This is a genomic window from Saccharococcus thermophilus (genome assembly GCF_011761475.1).
GTDB classification, from domain to species: Bacteria; Bacillota; Bacilli; order Bacillales; family Anoxybacillaceae; genus Saccharococcus; species Saccharococcus thermophilus.
The window spans coordinates 1-19,465 of sequence record NZ_JAASRS010000003.1; the positions used below are offsets into that span (position 1 = coordinate 1).

Here is a 19,465-nt window from a genome sequence, read left to right on the forward strand (position 1 = left end):
ACGAATCCAAGCAATGAGTGAATCCACCAATTCTTTGTTGTTTTCCCCATTCAGACCGAGCCGTTTGGCAATTGCTGCATAACGTTCCTCGACTACCGTGCGATTAAATTGGATTACATATGGTAAATAAATCGCATTGGCACATCCATGCGGAATGTTAAATATTGGGCCGCTTTTGTGTGAAAGACTGTGCACATTTCCTAGCACCGCGTTAGCAAATGCCATTCCAGCCATCGCCTGAGCGTAATGAACTTGTTCGCGGGCTTTAGCATCTCCGTGGTAAGAAGCAAGAAGATTTTCTTTCAGTACTTGAGCTGCTTCAATAGCCAAGGAATCTGTGAAAATCGTACGAGGCTTTGCTACGTATGCTTCAATACTATGTGTGATTGCGTCCATCCCGCTGTAGGCTGTAACGTGCTTCGGCATGGATTGGACCATAATCGGATCAATAATCGCCATGTCTGGCGTCAGTTCAAAATCAGCCAGTGGATATTTGACCCCTGTTTCTGCATCAGTAATAACCGATAAATTGGATATTTCTGATGCACTTCCGCTTGTCGTTGGGATCCCCACGAACTTTGCCCTTGTGCGTAAGCGTGGCAGGCTAAATGGACGTGTCGCTTCTTCAAATGTCAATTCTGGATGTTCGTAGAACAACCACATCGCTTTTGCCGCATCCATTACTGACCCGCCGCCAATCCCGATCACCCAATCTGGCTGAAAATCATTAAGAATGCGCACTCCTTTTTTTACCATTTGGGTTGTTGGTTCTGTCGTAATTCCATCAATCACTTTTGTTTCTATATTGGCCTCTGAAAGAAGTTGCTGAATTTTATCAAGATTTCCGTTTTTCTTGACGGAGCTGCCGCCAATGACGAGGGCAGCTTTTGTTCCTTCCAGTGTTTTTAAAACATCGAGAGCATTCTCTCCAAAATAAATATCGCGAGGAATAGTAAAACGATTCATGCTGCTCCCTCCAGTACTCGTGATTGTTTACAGATGCTAGTATAATGTGTATAAAACTTATTGAGAAGTACGCACTTTATTATCATGTAGTGATAAAAATATAATATAGTGTAAAAAAATATACTTAATGACTGTAGTTGAGCAATTTTAATTACAATAATTACCATGTAAAAGAGACAAACAGGGTACCCCTTATGCCACGTGGAGCTGTTTTTTCACGGTATCAATGGGAATATTTTGTTTCGCTGCACGGTAAATGAACTCCACGAGGCTATGTCCTTTTCTCTTGCGCAGAAGATCGAGCCCATCAGAAAAATCGCTGTTCGACTCGAACATGCTGTACACGTAAGCAAGCTGCACCAAGATCCAGTAGCGTTTCACCGCCCGACGTCCGCGAACGCGGTATCCATCGAGTTTCAGCTGGTCTTTCGCTTGACGGAAAAAACATTCGATCGACCAACGCTGGGCATAGTAGCGCAAGATCTCTTCATCGCTTAGATCCCGGTCGGTGCTCAAGACGCAGTGAAGATGTTCCGATGTCATCGGCTGATCGGCTTTCCAAGCGAGCAGCACCACGGCATCATCGAGACCTTTGAGAGAGCCTTCGTAGCGATAAACCCGATAACGCTCTTCTCCCACCGTGACGAGGTGAGTGTCTTTCGGTTCGATGTAGCGGGCAAACTCCCTCACCTGAACCGCAATGCCTTTTGGATAAAGAAGCCGATTGGCCTTGAGCATTGCGATTACGTGGAATCCCTTTTTCAGACAAGCTTCCACGAGCGTTTGCGATGGATACCAAGAGTCCATCAGCACATAAACAGGACGGTGTACATCCAAAGAAGAAAGCATCTCGATCGCGAGTTCCCCCTTGCTTTTCCCAGCCGCCTTGTCGTAGAGGCGGAACGCAAAGGGAAAAGCCTGGGTCATCGTATGAACCATGAGCCAAACGAGAGAATGTCCCCAGATCGACTTTTTCTCTGTGTGAGAATAGTGCCAATCACACCCTTGAATGGCGTGCGTTGCCTGTGACGAAGGCTTGGTTTTTTGGCAAATCGTATCATCGATCGAAACAAAAAGGGGTTGACTCTCCTGTTTGGCGATGCGTTCGACACGACGAAGCATCCACTGTTGAAGTTTGCGAAGCAGCGTCTCTTCATCCCAAGGGCTTTTCGTGAAAAAATGGCTGAGTGTCGTGCGGTGGTTCGGATGAAAGCTCCAATGATGAAGATCGGTCAATGTTCCCGCAAATCCTTTGGTGGTCAGCGCATCCACGATATGAACGAGATGCTTCATGACAGGTTTTGAAAAATAAAGGGCCAACCCCAACATCGTGAAAAACTTGTGGATTCCTTGATGATGTGCTAATCTATTCATGAGACATGAACCTCCTTGTGAATAGTTTTGGTGACACATCTATTCTAATCAAGGAATCGGGTTCATGTCTCTTTTTTTGTTTGGTTGTAAATTTATGTTAGCGAATTTGCTCATCTACAGTACAATAATTTGCTTCTCGCTTGATGCTCGACCAATTCTTTTAATTCTACCAATTTTGCTTTGTACATCTGTTTTGTCATTTTCACCGTTACTTGCTGTTTCCGTTTAATAATTTCCCCCTTTTTTTCTCCTTTTTTCGGTTTTTCACGTTCGATCTTCTCCAGCAGTCGGATTTCTAAATGTAAATGATCGCTTATTTTTAACACAACAGGAGATTGTCGAACATCTTCGAATGGGTCCGTATATTCGATAACGTAATTTTGAATATCGTACTTGGTAAGTCCTTCTTGCCGTTTGGCTTGATCCACCGTGAGAAACTTTTTGTCTTTTGCCTTTTTTCGTTTGGTCGTATTGAGCACATAATGATCCCCTGACACGATGATCATGCCAGGCGTATGAAGCACAACCGCAATATTGTCCCACCGCAAATAGCGAAAATTCGCTAATCCTTTTTTCTTGCGGCGGTAATATTTGTCCTTACTTTGCAATTTATTGTAGAACGCATGATAACTACGCATAATTTTATAATCTATCTCGAAAAATTTTTGTTCCTTTCTACGTGGTAAAGGAATAACGCAAACGTAATAATACCCATGCCCAACAAGATCAACCATGTTTTCCACTAACGATTGCCAGTTTCTGCACAAATAGTTGAGTTTCATACCAAACCACCTCCCGATGGTTATACGAAAAGTAAGAATAAAAACAAGGAAAAACGCCAAAGAAACTCATGACCGCCAGGTCGCGACGGCTGCCACACCGTCGCCTTCTAACTTTCTTCATAAGGGTCTGCCATTTCATCCCAACCTCCGACGGTGCCACCCGTCTTCAACGGTTGACACTGGGAAGACTGCGTTGCCCTCCCAGTGCTCCCATAAGGGAAGATTACTCTGCGAGCTCCCGATCCTCGCACTTTCCCGCCACGGAAAGCCGTTCGGATCTCGCCTAGTTAGCTGTTACCGTTACGTTTTTGTGGTCTGGCTGCTCCAGCGTGACTTGTGGGTGTAAAACCCGGGGTAGAATATGGAAAACCCCCCTTACTTACCGTTAAAACGGCTTTCAGTACATCACGCCTTCCACGCGGTTTCGCCTCACCACTCCACAAAAACCTGACCCGGTTGCCTCCTTCCGACACTGCAAAGCAGCCGATACGGAGGCTTTACTTGCGAGCATGTTCGCAAGCCTTTACGGGTTGAGCTATTTGGGTTCACCGTTACCGGTGATTCACCCTACTCGCCTACAAGGTGCCACCCTTGCATGCTTTCGAGCTACCCTCCCCCGCCGGGCACGGGTTATAGGATCTCTCCTATCCCCCGTGGTGGATTAGGACCAATGTCCGCACCACTTCGGTTAACAGCGAGCAGAACAACACAGCTGTTGTTCCACTATTTCCTAGTCGCCCATATTCGTTAAGAAAACAGTAGGTAGAAGCCGCGTTTCCGCGACAGCCCCTATCCCCACATGGCGAGCACCTCTCGATGCACCATGCGAGCCCCGCGTTGGGTAGCGTTCCCGGTTGGCAGCCGGGGTTACTCCCAACGCACCGGATACCACCTAGGGAAGTGGTTCCGGCTACAAAGAAAGTTAGAAGTTCATTTGTGCAGAAAAGTGGTTGGCAGCCACCTTCCTGCACGGCGTTGAAACTTGGCGATCATGAATCATTTGGCGTTTTCCTTTGGCATTATCAACATGCAGGAAGGTTGGCAGCCTTCCATTTGGATCAAATAAAAATATTTAATTATTGGTTGATCTTTTACATGGGAACAAGGAACAATTCATCCTTTTACTCTCGCTAACGCGAGCCCGATCCAAAAGGCTTTTGCTTCGCAACAAGCCAATTGGATCGGGATATGGACCATATTCCACAATTGAGTTCGCTTGTTCCTTGTTATTCTTATTTTACCCCCTTCTTTTAAAATTTGTTAAAATTTTCCAATCTTTGTTCTAACGAACAATGTTATTCTATTCTCCATGCTATTCCCATATGATCGGATCGACTTCATTCGACATCAATCAACAAACGCCCAAAACAAAAAAAGAACCGCGTTGCACGCGGTTGCCGCCGGCAGGCAAAAGAACAAAAGGGTGGTGTTTTTGATTGTTTAATGATCAAGTAAAATTAAAATAACAAAAAAAAGCGATCTAATAAGCCAAAACGCTTGTTGGATCGCTTTTTTGTATCCCCAAAAAACAAAAGGCTTGTCTGGTAACTTGGACAAGCCCCAGCTTGTCCCATAGGTGTTGGTTCTTTCGCTCGGTTTTTGTTATCCGAGAGAAGATCCATCTAAAAAACTTTTGTTTTTTGAAATAAAGACGATTTATTCATATATTTTTTTTACGTTTCATATAATGCTAGTGTAGGAGAAAGAGAGAGGGAAAACTATAATGGGGAAATCTAAGTCTTCTTTGCTGAGTTGGCGTTTATTTAATAAAACTCAGTAAAGAAGGAGCTGAAATTAATTATGTTTTTTAATTTAAATATGAAAAAGATTCGCGAATATACGGATTTGAATGTACAAAAAGTGGAGTTGCTGTTTCAGTTATGTGATTCCTACGAAAAAATGACGGATAGGGATTATTTAAGATTATTGCATGATTTGGAAAAAGTAGAACGAAGAATAAACAAGCTTGAAAAAAGCTTGCATTATCGAATTGAAGAAGTGGGTTGATCATAACGAAAAAAGGGAAACCCTGCCGAGTTCAAATCAAGGTAGGGTTTCTCTTTTTATGTATAAACATGAGACATTTGTTTCATTATAAGAACAGGGAGGAATGTTAACGGTATTAAGAAACGGTATCCTTCGAAAGAAGAGCTGCTGAATATAAAGGTGACACCAGAAGAGTTCAAATCATGGCAGGAAATTTACCAAAGCAATAGATGGTGGAGAATATATGATTGGGATACGTTTGAGTTGATGCGACGAGAAATGAAATGGTTAGAAAGTGTCCTGGATCATTTCCACCACGATTGCGAAACCTCGATTGAGCTGCTTCTGTACGATGCTTTGTGTAGAGCAAATTCAAATAAGCCTCTCGTCCAGCAATGGATTAAATGTTCTAATGGTAAAAATTATCGAGTGGATTTTTTATATAAATTGGATGTTCCATTCATGGTTGCGATTGAGGCTGATGGTAGTCATCATAAAACTGCACAGTACAAAATATACGATCAGGAAAGACGTAGAGATTTACGAGTCGAAAATATTATCGTTGTTCCTGTGCCTGGATCCAAAATAAAACAGGATCCTGACAGATGTGCTCAAGCCATAATGCATTTGTTTAACAAATATTCATTGTCAATAATCTGAGCCTTTATACGGCTCTCTTTTTTTTATTTGTTGAAGAAACGTAATCGATTTCGAAATTGATCGCGTTTTTTCAACTTTAACAACCAGAAATTATTGGAATATCACCAAAAACAAGACAAAACCATTTGTTTTCGTTATACTTAACTTTATAAGAAAATATGTTTGGGTGAGTGAAGCATCATGACTAGACGATTAACACATATAGATTGTTTTTCTGGGCCTGGAGGAATCTGTACAGGATTTCGAGCAGCAGGATTTGAAACGTTATTAGCTATCGAGTTGGTAGAATCTTGTGTAGAAACATATACGGCTAACCACAAAGATGTTCCTGTTATCAATAAAGATATCCGTGATGTAACTGAAGAAGAGGTTAAGCGTATCGTAGGGAATCGTGTAGTGGATATACTTACAGCTGGAATGCCTTGCGAGACGTTTAGTACAGCAGGAGCAACTTCTCGTAGTTTCTATGATCATCGTCAGTTTTTATATCGTGAAGCTATTCGTCTTGCTGATGCTGTAAATGCACGGATGATTTTATTTGAAAACGTTCCTGGTATCCAGACGAAGAAAGTGGCAAAAGATAGTGATCGTTTGATTATTGATGAAATTTATGATGATTTAGCGAAATATGGATACGTTCACCATATATCTACGATATTAAATGCAGAAGATTTTGGTGTTCCTCAATCAAGAGAGCGTTTTTTTATTTTAGCCAGTCGTGAAAAATTGGATTTACGTGTTCCAGTTGCTAAAAACAGAAAAATTGTGACCGTAGAGGAAGCATTTATAGATTTACCTGAAGAACCGAAAGAAACGATTAATTCTGCAAAGAAGAAGCTAGAGAATGGAGAGGAAATTGAGGTAGAACAATATAAAGACATTGATTCTGCTTACAGCAAGCTTATGAAGGATAGGGATTTCTGGAAGTTTGAGAAGAAAGAATTAGCATTGACATATCATTTCGCTCCTGTTCATCGAAAAGGGACTATCAAACGTTTTGAAATGATTAAACAGGGGGAAGGATTGAAAGATCTATTCGATAAGTTGATGGCTGAACATGGACCTGAAGAAATCGAGCGGCTTCAGAAGGAGAAGATAATTCCAAATAAGTGGTATATCCAAAGAAATCGAAGATTATCTCCTGATAAGCCGAGCGTAACTGTAACATCACATTGTTTAAGCGAGTTGGTTCATCCGATCAAAAATCGAGCATTGACGATTCGTGAGGTTGCACGTTTGCAAAGTTTTCCTGATTTCTATGATTTCAAAGGCGGAAAATTTGTAGCACCTCATAAAGACCCACAACAGGATAAATATGAACAGATTGGGGATGCCGTGCCCCCTTTGTTGGCTTATCATTGGGGGCTGGTTATAAAAGAAATTCTTGAAGGAGTTAAAGTTACGGAGGGGGTCTAGATGAATTTTTTTGAGTATTGTATCAGCACCTATGCCAAGATATTTGAAGAAACGATGAATGCAGTGGGTGATGAACGAGTTTCGCAAAAAAAGGCAATCCGTGACACAATGATCTCAGCTATGAGAGAGTTTCCAAATGTCGAAGCGGCTGAAATCTGGAAAGCTGTGTATTCAGCCCATATGGATCGTAAATCAGGTATAGCAGACCCAGATATTATTCAAAAGGTCATATCAGCGGAGAATAGCTGGAAAAAATCCAGTGGACATGCCTTTGAGGAAATGATTAAACTACTAGGGAATAGCAGTTTAGAAGAATATGGAATGCGTATTTTGCTCCAAAAAGACTTAAACATGATGATTGAAAACCAAGAGATTGCAAATGAACCACGCGACATAAATTGGTTAAAAGAGCAAATTTCTTCTAACGTATTTGATTTGTACATTACAGTGCGGAATAACGACAAAGAGTATGTGTTTGGCTGCATTCAATCGAAAACAAGCATACGCGATAGAGTCACCCGTGACCGTGAGCCTTCGATGAAGGCGATGGAAGCTTTCTTTTGGTCAGTTGCTATCTGTTTAGATGGAGACTTTTTAAAAATGCCCAAATTTATCGCAATGGTAAATGGAGGAACAAGTAATTATAGATTGAATGGCTGGCATGGTATGTATGTATTTTGGGACAAGCCAACGATTGATCGTATTTATCCGATTGATATCAACCTTGAATTGTTTGTACAACATGCACGTGAGGCAGCAGAGGATTGGCTGCATAGACGGCAATGGTTTAATCATGAATGGAAAGCAGGACAAAAATAACAATTAGATGTTCAACCTATGTCTTTAGTAAAATTGTAAATTAGCATATTGGCATACATAAGTAGAGTCGCCTTCCTGGGCGGCTCTTTTCATGTGTGCGGGGGATGTGTGAAAAATTCTAGGCTGCAAAATATAGATTTTTTTACTTTCATGCAACAAAAGGATTTTTTGTTGCATTTTTTTATTTTTTTGTTAAGGTATTGAAGGACTTTGGCTTTTTCTTTGGTATTATGTTGCATAGGTGAATCAAAAAAGGGGTGATCATCTATGGAATTTGTTGATCCAATTTATGATAAAGCAGATATTCCAAGAGTAAAAAAAGTATTAAAAAGCATGGTCAATGGCGAGCGTAATTTACTTTGTTTTGAAATTGGGCTTGCTACGGCATTAAGACCTAGTGATCTATTAAATTTACGAGTAAAAGACGTCAAAGACGGGATTGTTCGAGTTCGTGCGAAAAAAACCGGAAAAGCGTTAGAAATTCGTTTAAATGATCGGGTGTATAACATGGTGAAATCGTATATTCAGTACATGGATAATGACGACAAGCTGTTTAATATGGATCGCACAACGCTTTACCGGATCATGAATAAAGCAGGGAAAATGTTAAATCTCGAAGAAAATCTGGGAGCTCATTCGATTCGAAAAACCAAAGCATATCATCTTTACATCGATTCTGGTTATGATATTTCGCTTGTGATGGAACTTTTGCAGCATGAAAATGCCGGAGATACACTTCGTTATATCGGATGGGAGAAAAAGAAATTAGCAGAAGCTGTTGCGGAGCATGATTTGTGATCTTTTTTGATTCTTGTGGGAGGGGAGAGAAATGAAAACTTTTACTTTTTACATTAACGAAAATACACATCAAGTTCTACCAGAAAATGAGTATTGGGAGATTTTAGAAGCGGATGATGATTTTATTCCTTTGGATGTTTGTGTTGAAGAGGACGGAACGATTATTTATAAACCGTATCGTGTAGAATATGACGAATACGGCTTTCCTTATTATCCAGAATATACGAGTTTAGAATACACATTCGATCAGCCATACGCTTCCATGATCGAATCTTATATTGAAAATTGGCTCAAAGAAAAAAGCGATTTGCGTTTGTTCTTTTTGTTTCGTGATTCGGGAGGGGATATAAAATGATTCCAGGGTTTGTGGATGAGTTGGAGTTTGAAAATGTGCGTTTAGAAGAAGATGATGAGGGATTTTTCTGTATTCATTTTAAAATAAACGGAATGGAATATGAGTTATTTTGTGAAGGGAAAGATCTTCCTTACGAAATTTGTCATTCTTCAATACCACATGAATGCGAATTTTGCGGTCCAAATGACGATGATACATGCGAATGTCTAAATGTCTTTTTAGATGAAATTTATGTGAAATTGAAAGAGCATCCAAATATAAGAATGAAGCTGTTGTTTATGAAATAGAAAAGGGATTTCGCGATCATACGACAAAAAAAGGAAGATAGAAACTAGATTTTTCAACCAAAATTTAATAGAGTGAAAGAAAAAGGGCAACGTGTTCGCAGCACGTTGCCCCAAAGAAAGAGATCCCAACAAAAACTGATTCGATGATTTCATATTAAAAAGAAAAACTCATTCTGTCAATTAAATTTGGCAGAAAAGGATAAAATCCTTCTTTTGTTGGGATCTCTCCTGGATTTTTTCAACGGGAGGGATTTTTTTATGATGACGATCGAAGAAATGGAAAAATATTTTAGTCCAGAACAATTAGCATTTATCAAAGAACAATGCTACAAAGAAGTGCATGCAGAAACAGTAATAAAAGAACTCGGGCAATCATCCATCGGTAAATTAATGCAAAGTACATACATTTACAAAAAAGTTTTTGTGGAAGAAGAATATCATCGTTTGCTTCGTTTAATCTTTATTCGCGATATTCTTCCTCAATTGGAGAAAAAGAAAAAAAGAAAGAAAAAAGAAATTGGGAGAAACATTACGCAAAAAGAGTTTTTCAAAACTATTTTCCGTGATCATTTTGACCACCGACGCGGTGAACTAGATAAAAAAGGGCGTAAAATTTATTTAAAAGCGTTTCTGTTTGACATCGATCATGAAAGTAAATTAATCAACCGGCAAACAGTAATAAATAGCCTCGATAAATTGATTATTCGTTCAAGAAAATACAATTATTTCACGCCGAATATGTTTATCAGCCATAAATTCTTTACGAAAGAAATGTTGTCGCTTTTGGGTGCCTTTATATTGGATTTTGATTTAGACAAGCATAAGATCGTGATGACAAAAGAAGAGCTGTATTATTACATTTTCGAACGGATAAAAGCATATCCTGCTATGATCTGGGATACGAAAACAAAAGGGAACTATCAAGCTTGTATTTTGATTGAACCGATGACAGGAACGCCTTCTTCCGTGTATTTATACGAACAAGTCCTTCAAGAAATGATTCGGAAATTAGAAATTGCGGATGATGCTTGTAAAAATGCCAATCATATTTACGCGATCGGTAAAAATAATCCTAGAGAATCCAAATTCATTCGGAAATACAACGAAATTGTATATAACATTAATGATTTTCGGTGGCTGCTAAAAGAACGGGATGAACGGAGAAGAAAAGAAGCAGAGGCAGGGGTTAAAATTTTAGATTTCACGACAGAAGCAATTAGAAAACACCCTGCCATCAAAGCGTTGTTTGAAGCAGAAAATATTTACTTACGTGATCATGCTTGCTTTACTTTAGCTTTAGTGATGAAATTTTTGGGTTATTCCCAAGAAGAATGCGAAAATTACATTTTGTCCGAATGGCAACCAAAAGTAGATAACATTCGGATATACGGAGAACATTTTACGGTTAATGAAGCATTAAAATGTATTCGTCATGCTTACAGTGATAAGTATAAATGCTTTCACTCGGATTGGGTAGAAATTTGTACAGGAATTGAATGCAATTTGAGAGGTTATTTCCGTTTTAATACATACGAAAGCAAAGGAATATATCAAACCAAAAACAAGCAGAAACTTATTGATTATTTAAGAACAAACGGCGGGATTGTGGAAGGCAATAGAAAGACATTAGCCGAAGCAACAGGCATCAATATTCTTACACTGAAAGATATTTTGGAACAGATGAAAAAGGATGGAGAATTGTATTACGAAGAAAAAAGAGGAAGAGGAGCGAAAACAATCTTTGTTTTAACGGAAATGATCAGCCTAAAGAAAATGGAAAATATCATCGAATTCGATTTATTCAAAATGATGGATGAGTTTGCCGATAACGATCCAGTCAATAATATTTTGATATTAGAAAAAGCAATAAAAGAAATGAGTGCGATTTAGCACTCATTTTTAATTTTTATAAATTACAAACCCGGGGTTTTTGGAACGATTTTTATATATGTTCAATTAGAGAAACCGCATGGCTCTAGAGAAAAAAAATGGAGGAATTTTTATACCATTAACCACTCTTTTTGTGTGCCGATTATATGATTGATTGAAACTCTAACTTATCTATTGAAAGACACCTTTAGTCATTCATATTTGTGTCCTCGCCAACAATGGTGTTTATTTTACTTTATTTTTACTTTGTTTTGTTGATTCGAACAATAAAATTTGAAGGAATTTTTCCATTCATTTTGTTTTTTGGATTATAATGAGTAAAATGATTTTGATGAATTGAAAGAGGGGGACAAGGATGTATTTTTTGAATGAGGATCATAAGAAAAATTATTGGTATTTGATGAATCTTTATGGTTTGAAACAAGGGGAGGATGTTGAGTACGAAGCAAGCATTTACATTGCAGCATACCCGGAGATTTTTAAATGCTTCGTTGAAAAAATAAGTACCGAGTTTGGACCGTTAGTCTATTTGAGCAGCGAGGAAACGGCAGTGGAATACGGACATAATTACGGAGCATTGACCGGAACAACAAGGCGGCTGGTGGGATTTGGAATGTCCCTTTACAATGGTTTTCCCGTGTCCCTCGCGGATGTTTCCATGCTGGGGGAGGAAGAATTAAACGTATTGATGCAGGCGATTGCCATTCGATCCAAAAGACAATATAAGTCGTAAAAACGCCTTTTTTAGGCGTTTTTTTATTGGGGGGAATATTTAATATACCTAAACCAAAAACAAGCCGAAATAGACCTTATTTTGAGCGTTTTAGGGGGATGTTTTTTGTTGGGGGACTAGTTCCATGTGTGGGTGTATCAAAAAAAAACCCATATAAGACGTTTTTTTTGATAGCACTTTTTGAAAAAGAAAAAATAAATACCTCCTATGAAAAAACATCCCCGTTTTTCGGGGCTAATTTCGCCGAGAAGGTGGCTTTTTTGTTTCTGGAGTATAAAAAAATGGCAGTAGAAACTACTGCCGATCAATTTTTTGAGATCTTTTTCGGAAAGGTGGATTTTTTCGGCTTAACTATTTTACAATCGAAGAAAGAACACGTGAAAATCGTTTTTCTTTCGTTATGAAAAATTGAACGAAAAATGAAATATCTCGGTTTCGATTTCGGAAGGAATTTGATGAAAAGCTAACGAAATCGAAATCGAAGGAGATTTGAAATGAATTTTGATCCATTCGATTTTCAAGATGTCCATACTAAAAGACTTTCATTCCAACCGAAGGAATGGAACATGGCGACACCGATCTTTCTTTTTTTGTCGGATCACATCCATGAAATATGGGAAAAGTTAAAAAATCATCGGAATGTGCGACTTCGATTGCTTTTTGAAGCATAAAAGGGGGAGAATCGTGGAAAAAACGGCGGAATTATTTACACCCAAAGCAGCCGCCAAAATGGTTGGCGTCGATCCGGAGTTACTCAAGACTTGGTGCAATGAGTTCAATATTCAAACGGCCAGGACAGAAGGCGGTCATCGTCGCTACTCGCTGGACAACATCGCGACATTGAAAGAAATTCGAAAGAAAATCCAAGAGCAAGGACTGGGATATGATGAAATTCGAGCTTGGTTAAATGGCGAAATTGAAGCATTTGAGCCGAAACCGCATCAATCCGAACTCGAAAAGAAAATGGACAAGCTGTTGGAAGAAGCGGAACAGCAAAAACAATTCCGCGAACAGCAAACGCAATTCCAGCAAGCACTGATTCAACGATTGGCGATGTTAGAACAACAAAACAAACAGCTGATCGAACAAAACAAACAGCTGATCGAACAAAACAGACAGCTGGTCGAACAAAACGAACAGCTGAAATCTCTTTTTGGCGAGCGGGATCAGTTCTTTTTAGGATCATTGAAACAATCCATGGAAAAAACGAAGAAAAAACGAACCGGAATTTTAGCCAAGTTATTTTCGAAAGAATAATAGCCGGGTAGTTTTGAAAAACTACCCTTTTTTACGGTTTATTTTGACCGATAAGACGTCTTTTGGACGTGGGGAATAACAAACCCTTTGACCGAGAAAAAACAGGCCTAATTTGGCCAAAAAAACGCAAAAAAATAAAAAGGGCTCTATGACGTGCATAGATCCCCGATCTTTTTTATTGTCTTCGATTTTTTCGCATAGCAGGATAAGCTCTATTCGAAGATAGAGCTTTCATCGATCATACTGTCTTCGTTAATCTCAATCGGATCATAAATGATTTTTTCCCTGTCAAAATCGACAAGGGTTGGAATAAATTTGTCCTTTTGCGGAATTCGATGTTCCTTCACATTCAGATCCTCTTCTTTGATTTTGAAGTTATTTTTTTTTGCATGATCCAAAATCGCTTTTTTTAGTTGATATTTTTGAAAGATGATTCCTCTCCAAGAAGGAAGGTTGTTAATCATCGAAAAACTATACAATAACTGTAGATGAGCAAATTCGCTAACATAAATTTACAACCAAACAAAAAAAGAGACATGAACCCGATTCCTTGATTAGAATAGATGTGTCACCAAAACTATTCACAAGGAGGTTCATGTCTCATGAATAGATTAGCACATCATCAAGGAATCCACAAGTTTTTCACGATGTTGGGGTTGGCCCTTTATTTTTCAAAACCTGTCATGAAGCATCTCGTTCATATCGTGGATGCGCTGACCACCAAAGGATTTGCGGGAACATTGACCGATCTTCATCATTGGAGCTTTCATCCGAACCACCGCACGACACTCAGCCATTTTTTCACGAAAAGCCCTTGGGATGAAGAGACGCTGCTTCGCAAACTTCAACAGTGGATGCTTCGTCGTGTCGAACGCATCGCCAAACAGGAGAGTCAACCCCTTTTTGTTTCGATCGATGATACGATTTGCCAAAAAACCAAGCCTTCGTCACAGGCAACGCACGCCATTCAAGGGTGTGATTGGCACTATTCTCACACAGAGAAAAAGTCGATCTGGGGACATTCTCTCGTTTGGCTCATGGTTCATACGATGACCCAGGCTTTTCCCTTTGCGTTCCGCCTCTACGACAAGGCGGCTGGGAAAAGCAAGGGGGAACTCGCGATCGAGATGCTTTCTTCTTTGGATGTACACCGTCCTGTTTATGTGCTGATGGACTCTTGGTATCCATCGCAAACGCTCGTGGAAGCTTGTCTGAAAAAGGGATTCCACGTAATCGCAATGCTCAAGGCCAATCGGCTTCTTTATCCAAAAGGCATTGCGGTTCAGGTGAGGGAGTTTGCCCGCTACATCGAACCGAAAGACACTCACCTCGTCACGGTGGGAGAAGAGCGTTATCGGGTTTATCGCTACGAAGGCTCTCTCAAAGGTCTCGATGATGCCGTGGTGCTGCTCGCTTGGAAAGCCGATCAGCCGATGACATCGGAACATCTTCACTGCGTCTTGAGCACCGACCGGGATCTAAGCGATGAAGAGATCTTGCGCTACTATGCCCAGCGTTGGTCGATCGAATGTTTTTTCCGTCAAGCGAAAGACCAGCTGAAACTCGATGGATACCGCGTTCGCGGACGTCGGGCGGTGAAACGCTACTGGATCTTGGTGCAGCTTGCTTACGTGTACAGCATGTTCGAGTCGAACAGCGATTTTTCTGATGGGCTCGATCTTCTGCGCAAGAGAAAAGGACATAGCCTCGTGGAGTTCATTTACCGTGCAGCGAAACAAAATATTCCCATTGATACCGTGAAAAAACAGCTCCACGTGGCATAAGGGGTACCCTGTTTGTCTCTTTTACATGGTAATTATTGTAATTAAAATTGCTCAACTACAGTATGGTAATATAAATATAAAAGCAAACGGTGGGATAAAAAGATCAGATTCAATGGAATCCGATCTTTTTATCGCTGGTAAGAATGTTAGTGACAGGCTTTGCTTTTTTTTATTTGTTTAGAAGTCGACATCTAGACCATAAAACGCTGCGATATATAATTTTTTCATTTCTTCTACAGAAGTTTCACGCGGATTTGTGCTTGTACAAGGATCTTTTACGGCATTGGCCGCCATTTCATCCACGTGTGCGGTGAACGTTTCTTCGGACACTCCGTATTCTTGAAGTGTATTTGGAATATTCATCTTATTATTCAAGTCACGAATCCAAGCAATGAGTGAATCCACCAATTCTTTGTTGTTTTCCCCATTCAGACCGAGCCGTTTGGCAATTGCTGCATAACGTTCCTCGACTACCGTGCGATTAAATTGGATTACATATGGTAAATAAATCGCATTGGCACATCCATGCGGAATGTTAAATATTGGGCCGCTTTTGTGTGAAAGACTGTGCACATTTCCTAGCACCGCGTTAGCAAATGCCATTCCAGCCATCGCCTGAGCGTAATGAACTTGTTCGCGGGCTTTAGCATCTCCGTGGTAAGAAGCAAGAAGATTTTCTTTCAGTACTTGAGCTGCTTCAATAGCCAAGGAATCTGTGAAAATCGTACGAGGCTTTGCTACGTATGCTTCAATACTATGTGTGATTGCGTCCATCCCGCTGTAGGCTGTAACGTGCTTCGGCATGGATTGGACCATAATCGGATCAATAATCGCCATGTCTGGCGTCAGTTCAAAATCAGCCAGTGGATATTTGACCCCTGTTTCTGCATCAGTAATAACCGATAAATTGGATATTTCTGATGCACTTCCGCTTGTCGTTGGGATCCCCACGAACTTTGCCCTTGTGCGTAAGCGTGGCAGGCTAAATGGACGTGTCGCTTCTTCAAATGTCAATTCTGGATGTTCGTAGAACAACCACATCGCTTTTGCCGCATCCATTACTGACCCGCCGCCAATCCCGATCACCCAATCTGGCTGAAAATCATTAAGAATGCGCACTCCTTTTTTTACCATTTGGGTTGTTGGTTCTGTCGTAATTCCATCAATCACTTTTGTTTCTATATTGGCCTCTGAAAGAAGTTGCTGAATTTTATCAAGATTTCCGTTTTTCTTGACGGAGCTGCCGCCAATGACGAGGGCAGCTTTTGTTCCTTCCAGTGTTTTTAAAACATCGAGAGCATTCTCTCCAAAATAAATATCGCGAGGAATAGTAAAACGATTCATGCTGCTCCCTCCAGTACTCGTGATTGTTTACAGATGCTAGTATAATGTGTATAAAACTTATTGAGAAGTACGCACTTTATTATCATGTAGTGATAAAAATATAATATAGTGTAAAAAAATATACTTAATGACTGTAGTTGAGCAATTTTAATTACAATAATTACCATGTAAAAGAGACAAACAGGGTACCCCTTATGCCACGTGGAGCTGTTTTTTCACGGTATCAATGGGAATATTTTGTTTCGCTGCACGGTAAATGAACTCCACGAGGCTATGTCCTTTTCTCTTGCGCAGAAGATCGAGCCCATCAGAAAAATCGCTGTTCGACTCGAACATGCTGTACACGTAAGCAAGCTGCACCAAGATCCAGTAGCGTTTCACCGCCCGACGTCCGCGAACGCGGTATCCATCGAGTTTCAGCTGGTCTTTCGCTTGACGGAAAAAACATTCGATCGACCAACGCTGGGCATAGTAGCGCAAGATCTCTTCATCGCTTAGATCCCGGTCGGTGCTCAAGACGCAGTGAAGATGTTCCGATGTCATCGGCTGATCGGCTTTCCAAGCGAGCAGCACCACGGCATCATCGAGACCTTTGAGAGAGCCTTCGTAGCGATAAACCCGATAACGCTCTTCTCCCACCGTGACGAGGTGAGTGTCTTTCGGTTCGATGTAGCGGGCAAACTCCCTCACCTGAACCGCAATGCCTTTTGGATAAAGAAGCCGATTGGCCTTGAGCATTGCGATTACGTGGAATCCCTTTTTCAGACAAGCTTCCACGAGCGTTTGCGATGGATACCAAGAGTCCATCAGCACATAAACAGGACGGTGTACATCCAAAGAAGAAAGCATCTCGATCGCGAGTTCCCCCTTGCTTTTCCCAGCCGCCTTGTCGTAGAGGCGGAACGCAAAGGGAAAAGCCTGGGTCATCGTATGAACCATGAGCCAAACGAGAGAATGTCCCCAGATCGACTTTTTCTCTGTGTGAGAATAGTGCCAATCACACCCTTGAATGGCGTGCGTTGCCTGTGACGAAGGCTTGGTTTTTTGGCAAATCGTATCATCGATCGAAACAAAAAGGGGTTGACTCTCCTGTTTGGCGATGCGTTCGACACGACGAAGCATCCACTGTTGAAGTTTGCGAAGCAGCGTCTCTTCATCCCAAGGGCTTTTCGTGAAAAAATGGCTGAGTGTCGTGCGGTGGTTCGGATGAAAGCTCCAATGATGAAGATCGGTCAATGTTCCCGCAAATCCTTTGGTGGTCAGCGCATCCACGATATGAACGAGATGCTTCATGACAGGTTTTGAAAAATAAAGGGCCAACCCCAACATCGTGAAAAACTTGTGGATTCCTTGATGATGTGCTAATCTATTCATGAGACATGAACCTCCTTGTGAATAGTTTTGGTGACACATCTATTCTAATCAAGGAATCGGGTTCATGTCTCTTTTTTTGTTTGGTTGTAAATTTATGTTAGCGAATTTGCTCATCTACAGTTAACTAACTTTATTGATTCGAGTAATTTTTAGGTAAAAATATCTTTCATTAAAAATTTATTATATTTATGAAATTTTATTTTTATAAAGAGTTCTTGGTATGTTGCAAGAGGCATTATTCAAAAGGAGTGAATCAGATCGTCTATGCCCTCATTTTATTTTTGCGGGTGTTGAAGCGTATGCTTTCCATTAAATTTTTCTTGCGTCTAATGTCAAAAAAATAAAATTAACTCCTTTTGCTTATTATCGATTCATGCTTGCTGTTTTTTATAAAAAAGATTAGGAGTACTCTTACAAGTTTGAAGAGTACTCCATCTATATACATGCAACATGAAGAGTTAACTTCTCAGTCATCCTGCACACCCTAAGCGCTGCAGCACTTCCTCCGGACGTTCGTGGATGTAGTTGACAAACCGAGTAATGGCTTGAATGATATCGTTGCGATCCTTGTGAAATACATTGGCAATCACCGTATCTTTCAGCCATTTCCATAAGCGTTCGATCGGGTTCAGCTGTGGCGAATAGGGAGGAAGGCAAATAAAGTGAAAACACTGCCCTTCTTCCCGCAAAAACTCCTTGACCATTTTGGCATGGTGAATGCGGGCGTTATCCAACACCAAGACCATGAGACGGTCCGGATAGCGCTCTTTGAGCATTCTCAAGAAATCCAAGAACGTCGCGGCATTGGCAGCGGTCGTTTGATGAAGCACCGTTTCGCCATCGTGGATGTTGACCGCGCCAAACAGCGATACGTGGGCATGATGGCCGAACGTCGGCACTTGTTTTTGGCGGCCGACTGCCGACCATGTGGACCGCAAGACATGGTAAGAGCGGATATGTGTTTCATCAAGGTACAACAAGACCGAATCAGGATCCATTAAGTTTTTTTTATGAAGTCGATCTGTTTCTCAAAATTCTTTTGTCGATCCGGATCGCCTTTGGCCAATGTGTAGGTCGGCCGTGTCCACGACAGCCCTTTGCGGTGCAGGAGTTTTCGCAACGCTTCGCGGGAAATGCAAACACCGAAGTGCTTTTCGACATAGGATTGCAGGAGTTTGGTGTTCCACGCCGAAGCGACGTCCCAGCCCAGTTCTACGGGAGTGGTGGTCAACACAAGCTGTTTGATCTCTTCCTGCTGTTCTTCGGTGAGAAACGGCTCCCGCCCGGGGGCGAAATCCCGATGAAGCAAGAGCTCCAGACCGCCTTCGTTGAACAGCGACACATAATGGGAAACGGTTTGTCGGCACACGTTGACCATGGAGGCCACCTCTTTGCCCAAATAGCCTTCCATGACCAGGCGAACCGCCATCACCCGTTGGCGAAGAAGGGTGTTTTTGATTTTCCGTTCCTGTTTGCGAAGTGTCCGAGGTGTCCATCCGTGATCGTTGGTGATTTTGAGACGTTTCATGCAGAATTCCGCTCCTTTTCCATGCTTTTCCTTAGGAGCAGTATAACCGGAGTGGGAACCACTTATACGAAGGTTAACTTTTCAATGAGCATATATATATATATAGAATTAT

20 protein-coding genes are annotated in these 19,465 nt (G+C 40.9%); 12 read left to right on the top strand and 8 right to left on the bottom strand.

The window, feature by feature from the left end:
* From BDD39_RS15885 to BDD39_RS15895, 3 genes are all read right to left on the bottom strand, one after another.
* Positions 1-966 (bottom strand): iron-containing alcohol dehydrogenase (locus BDD39_RS15885; RefSeq protein ID WP_166912489.1); only part of this gene is annotated, 966 nt, incomplete at its 3' end.
* 192 nt (positions 967-1,158) lie between these two features.
* Positions 1,159-2,340, bottom strand: a complete 1,182-nt coding sequence (locus tag BDD39_RS15890; RefSeq protein WP_166907872.1) for an IS701 family transposase — start codon at positions 2,338-2,340, stop codon at positions 1,159-1,161.
* A 110-nt stretch (positions 2,341-2,450) separates the two neighbouring features.
* Positions 2,451-3,122, bottom strand: coding sequence for a hypothetical protein (locus tag BDD39_RS15895; RefSeq protein WP_166912491.1), 672 nt, complete (start codon positions 3,120-3,122; stop codon positions 2,451-2,453).
* A gap of 1,800 nt (positions 3,123-4,922) precedes the next feature.
* On the opposite strand from BDD39_RS15895, the gene BDD39_RS15900 reads away from it, so the two are divergent.
* From BDD39_RS15900 to BDD39_RS15950, 11 genes are all read left to right on the top strand, one after another.
* Complete coding sequence (locus tag BDD39_RS15900; RefSeq protein ID WP_166912493.1) at positions 4,923-5,129, top strand: hypothetical protein; 207 nt, start codon at positions 4,923-4,925, stop codon at positions 5,127-5,129.
* Between the two features lie 159 nt (positions 5,130-5,288).
* Complete coding sequence (locus BDD39_RS15905; RefSeq protein ID WP_166912495.1) at positions 5,289-5,768, top strand: PDDEXK family nuclease; 480 nt, start codon at positions 5,289-5,291, stop codon at positions 5,766-5,768.
* A gap of 180 nt (positions 5,769-5,948) precedes the next feature.
* Positions 5,949-7,184: a DNA cytosine methyltransferase gene (locus tag BDD39_RS15910; RefSeq protein WP_166912497.1), complete on the top strand. Its 1,236-nt coding sequence runs from the start codon at positions 5,949-5,951 to the stop codon at positions 7,182-7,184.
* On the top strand, positions 7,185-8,003 hold the full coding sequence (locus tag BDD39_RS15915) for a BsaWI family type II restriction enzyme (protein ID WP_166912499.1): 819 nt from the start codon (positions 7,185-7,187) through the stop codon (positions 8,001-8,003).
* A 267-nt stretch (positions 8,004-8,270) separates the two neighbouring features.
* Positions 8,271-8,801 carry a tyrosine-type recombinase/integrase gene (locus tag BDD39_RS15920; RefSeq protein WP_166912501.1) on the top strand — a complete coding sequence of 177 codons (531 nt, stop codon included), beginning with the start codon at positions 8,271-8,273 and terminating at the stop codon, positions 8,799-8,801.
* Positions 8,802-8,832: 31 nt separating this feature from the next.
* Complete coding sequence (locus tag BDD39_RS15925) at positions 8,833-9,156, top strand: hypothetical protein (RefSeq protein WP_166912503.1); 324 nt, start codon at positions 8,833-8,835, stop codon at positions 9,154-9,156.
* Positions 9,153-9,443, top strand: coding sequence for a hypothetical protein (locus BDD39_RS15930; protein ID WP_166912505.1), 291 nt, complete (start codon positions 9,153-9,155; stop codon positions 9,441-9,443). Before BDD39_RS15925 ends, BDD39_RS15930 begins: the two co-directional genes overlap by 4 nt.
* A 258-nt stretch (positions 9,444-9,701) precedes the next feature.
* Positions 9,702-11,333 (top strand): hypothetical protein, encoded by a 1,632-nt coding sequence (locus tag BDD39_RS15935; RefSeq protein ID WP_166912507.1) that lies wholly within the window; start codon positions 9,702-9,704, stop codon positions 11,331-11,333.
* Between the two features lie 355 nt (positions 11,334-11,688).
* A complete protein-coding gene (locus BDD39_RS15940) occupies positions 11,689-12,066 on the top strand; it encodes a hypothetical protein (RefSeq protein WP_166912509.1) in 378 nt (125 codons plus the stop codon).
* A gap of 26 nt (positions 12,067-12,092) precedes the next feature.
* Positions 12,093-12,470 (top strand): hypothetical protein, encoded by a 378-nt coding sequence (locus tag BDD39_RS15945; protein WP_166912511.1) that lies wholly within the window; start codon positions 12,093-12,095, stop codon positions 12,468-12,470.
* A 280-nt stretch (positions 12,471-12,750) separates the two neighbouring features.
* Positions 12,751-13,323 carry a MerR family transcriptional regulator gene (locus tag BDD39_RS15950; RefSeq protein ID WP_166912513.1) on the top strand — a complete coding sequence of 191 codons (573 nt, stop codon included), beginning with the start codon at positions 12,751-12,753 and terminating at the stop codon, positions 13,321-13,323.
* Positions 13,324-13,535: 212 nt separating this feature from the next.
* Here the strand turns inward: BDD39_RS15950 and BDD39_RS16625 are convergent, their stop codons facing one another.
* The gene (locus tag BDD39_RS16625; protein WP_279587963.1) at positions 13,536-13,670 is read right to left on the bottom strand and encodes a hypothetical protein; all 135 of its coding nucleotides are present in this window, start codon (positions 13,668-13,670) and stop codon (positions 13,536-13,538) included.
* A gap of 255 nt (positions 13,671-13,925) precedes the next feature.
* Here BDD39_RS16625 and BDD39_RS15955 point away from each other — a divergent pair, with 255 nt between their 5' ends.
* On the top strand, positions 13,926-15,107 hold the full coding sequence (locus BDD39_RS15955) for an IS701 family transposase (protein WP_166907872.1): 1,182 nt from the start codon (positions 13,926-13,928) through the stop codon (positions 15,105-15,107).
* Between the two features lie 177 nt (positions 15,108-15,284).
* Here BDD39_RS15955 and BDD39_RS15960 read toward each other — a convergent pair whose 3' ends face one another.
* From BDD39_RS15960 to BDD39_RS16635, 4 genes are all read right to left on the bottom strand, one after another.
* Positions 15,285-16,451, bottom strand: a complete 1,167-nt coding sequence (locus tag BDD39_RS15960) for an iron-containing alcohol dehydrogenase (RefSeq protein WP_166910144.1) — start codon at positions 16,449-16,451, stop codon at positions 15,285-15,287.
* A gap of 192 nt (positions 16,452-16,643) precedes the next feature.
* On the bottom strand, positions 16,644-17,825 hold the full coding sequence (locus tag BDD39_RS15965) for an IS701 family transposase (RefSeq protein ID WP_166907872.1): 1,182 nt from the start codon (positions 17,823-17,825) through the stop codon (positions 16,644-16,646).
* Positions 17,826-18,295: 470 nt separating this feature from the next.
* Positions 18,296-18,823: an IS630 family transposase gene (locus BDD39_RS16630; protein WP_166912515.1), complete on the bottom strand. Its 528-nt coding sequence runs from the start codon at positions 18,821-18,823 to the stop codon at positions 18,296-18,298.
* On the bottom strand, positions 18,823-19,353 hold the full coding sequence (locus BDD39_RS16635) for an IS630 family transposase (RefSeq protein WP_014195313.1): 531 nt from the start codon (positions 19,351-19,353) through the stop codon (positions 18,823-18,825). The genes BDD39_RS16630 and BDD39_RS16635 overlap by 1 nt, the downstream gene beginning before the upstream one ends.
* Between the last annotated feature and the right edge of the window lie 112 nt (positions 19,354-19,465).